This window comes from Motilimonas pumila, assembly GCF_003596335.1.
GTDB classification, from domain to species: Bacteria; Pseudomonadota; Gammaproteobacteria; order Enterobacterales; family CBDFNC01; genus Motilimonas; species Motilimonas pumila.
On sequence record NZ_QZCH01000075.1, the window covers coordinates 1 to 2355 of the forward strand.

Consider the following 2355-nt stretch of genomic DNA (forward strand, 5'->3'; position numbering starts at 1 on the left):
CCTTACTATCATGTAACGAGCCGCTGTGTGCGGCGCGCCTTTCTTTGTGGTTATGATAACTACGCTAAACGCAGCTACGAGCACCGTAAACCTTAGGTGCTCGACTAAGTTAAAAACTGGCAAGCTGACCGCTTAATTGCCGAAACCGACCATCAAGGCCACTACCAGAGCTATCAGTATGAGCCGGGGACCTTTAAGCCACTGGCCCTGATTAAGGGCGAAGCCAATACCTCGGATAGCGATGCAACGCCGGATGTTTTCTACTACCAGCTAGACCACTTAATTACAACCCCAACAGCGGTTCATTTTTAACCCTGGACCCTATCGGCCTTGCAGGCGGGCTCAATAACTATCAATATGTGCCTAACCCTACGGGCTGGATATACCCGCTGGGGTTGGCGAATAAGAAAGGCGATGAGTTGTGTTGTGGGCTGGGGGCAAAAAAATCATTTACTCGTCCAGATCAATCATTCATTAATGACAAGCTATCTACAGTTTCCACTCGAGATGAAGGTTACTTAAAGAGCTATGTAGATAAAGTCTATTCGAATAAAAAGTGGAGCTGGGACGACATTGATCCCAACTTGTCATCTTACCGACGAAGCAAGTTGAGAAATAAAGCAAAATCATTAGGTTTGGTTCCTGATATTAAAGTTGATAAAGCTACTCATTTTGCAAATTTTGATGATTATGCTGTCGCTGATGTTAAATTACCTGAGGCTATGTTTAAGGCTAGTGATGCACAGCAATTTAAGTACTTGGATGATATGATTGGTGGGAAGGTTGAAGGCCATACGTGGCATCACCACCAAGATTCAGGTCGAATGCAATTGTTACCCCTAGGATTACACAAGATATATTTTCATAAAGGCGGCCGTTCGACTGGTATGTGGGCTGAAGGTAAAAGGTAGGAATAGATAATGTCAGAAATAAAATATGAAATAGGCCATCGTTATGGTGAGCGGGAATCAATGTCGAAAGAGAGTGTTCTTTCTAACATTGATAGCCTTTTTAATGAGTTGAGTAACGAGATATATTCCCAGCCTGATGATGAGCATCGAGAAGTTTATATTATGGATAATGACAGGGACTCATTCACAGTAAATATTGATGGCTATGTTTTAATAGAGTCTAAAATGTCTGGGTCCATGGTAATGTATTTTAAAGAGGTTAAGTCTTTAAGTGAATTAAGGGTAGATGCGTTAGGTTTTTTATCTGATAAGCTCAGTCTAATTAAAAAGAATGACTGGGTTAAAGATTCTTCTCTTTTAAGCTTAAGAAAGCCAAGTTTTTTTAGGAAGAATAACCTTCCAGCTGATGGTGTGTTGCATGAGGCTTCATACCAAGGTGAGCTGGATAAAGTAAAAGAGCTTATAGCTGCCGGTGCAAATATTGATTTCCAAGATTCAGACGGAGCGACACCTATAATGCAAGCTATTGTTGAAGGGCATGAAGATGTTGTTCTATTCTTAATTCAGCAGGGTGCAGCATTAGAACTTACCGATAATGATGGTTGTGATGTCTTTGAGCTTGCCGAGAGTTTTGATAGGATATCTTTGCTATTGCAAAATGCTGCTAAAACGTAACATCGTGATAAAATATATAGGACACCCACCAAAATTTGACAGAAATCACCTTCTAACCCAAAACTTAAAAGGTGGTTTTTACCTCGGAGGGTGTCATGACCCTACCTCGAAAACAGCTCATTTGTGCTGAATCTACGCACTACTATCATGTCACCAGCCGCTGTGTGCGGCGTGCCTTCCTTTGTGGTTATGATAACTACTCTAAACGCAACTATGAGCACCGTAAACCTTAGGTGCTCGACAAAGTTAAAACTGGCAGGCTGTCCGATTAATCGCCGAAACCGACCATCAGGGCCACTACCAGAGCTATCTGTATGAGCCGGGCACCTTTAAGCCCCTAGCCCTGATTAAGGGTGAAGCCAATACCCCGGATAGCGATGCAACGCCGGATGTTTTCTACTACCAGCTAGACCACTTAATTACAACCCCAATACCGCCGCGTTTTTAACCTTAGATCCGATTGGCCTTGCAGGCGGGCTCAATAACTATCAATATGTGCCTAACCCTACGGGCTGGATTGATCCGCTGGGGTTGGCAAATAAGAAAGGGGATGAGTTGTGCTGTGGCTCTGATGCAATTAAGCCACCTCATATACCTATGACTCAACAAAAGTATGACGAGATCATCAATCGTGGGAGTCCGAATCGGCCGGAAGACGTCACAGAATACTTGCCAGATGAATATGTGAAAGCGGCGTTGTTGACTAAATAGGGAACCTTTCTCGAAAACTGCGATCAGATCATTGAGCACGATACATGGAAGTGATTCT

2 protein-coding genes and 2 pseudogenes are annotated in these 2355 nt (G+C 43.1%); all 4 read left to right on the forward strand.

From position 1 onward, the window contains the following. Positions 1 to 293: 293 nt before the first annotated feature. Positions 294 to 386: pseudogene (locus D1Z90_RS22025) on the forward strand (RHS repeat-associated core domain-containing protein); the annotation flags it as partial. Then, a complete protein-coding gene (locus D1Z90_RS22235; RefSeq protein WP_119912601.1) occupies positions 360 to 911 on the forward strand; it encodes an HNH endonuclease signature motif containing protein in 552 nt (183 codons plus the stop codon). The pseudogene D1Z90_RS22025 and the gene D1Z90_RS22235, both read left to right, overlap by 27 nt. 9 nt (positions 912 to 920) lie before the next feature. After that, positions 921 to 1586: an ankyrin repeat domain-containing protein gene (locus D1Z90_RS20345; protein WP_119912602.1), complete on the forward strand. Its 666-nt coding sequence runs from the start codon at positions 921 to 923 to the stop codon at positions 1584 to 1586. Between the two features lie 429 nt (positions 1587 to 2015). Beyond that, positions 2016 to 2297: pseudogene (locus D1Z90_RS21815) on the forward strand (RHS repeat-associated core domain-containing protein); the annotation flags it as partial. Positions 2298 to 2355 lie beyond the last annotated feature (58 nt).

Excerpts from the sequence above, each read along its gene's own strand:
- D1Z90_RS20345 (WP_119912602.1), top strand. The coding sequence starts at position 921 with ATGTCAGAAATAAAATATGAAATAGGCCATCGTTATGGTGAGCGGGAA.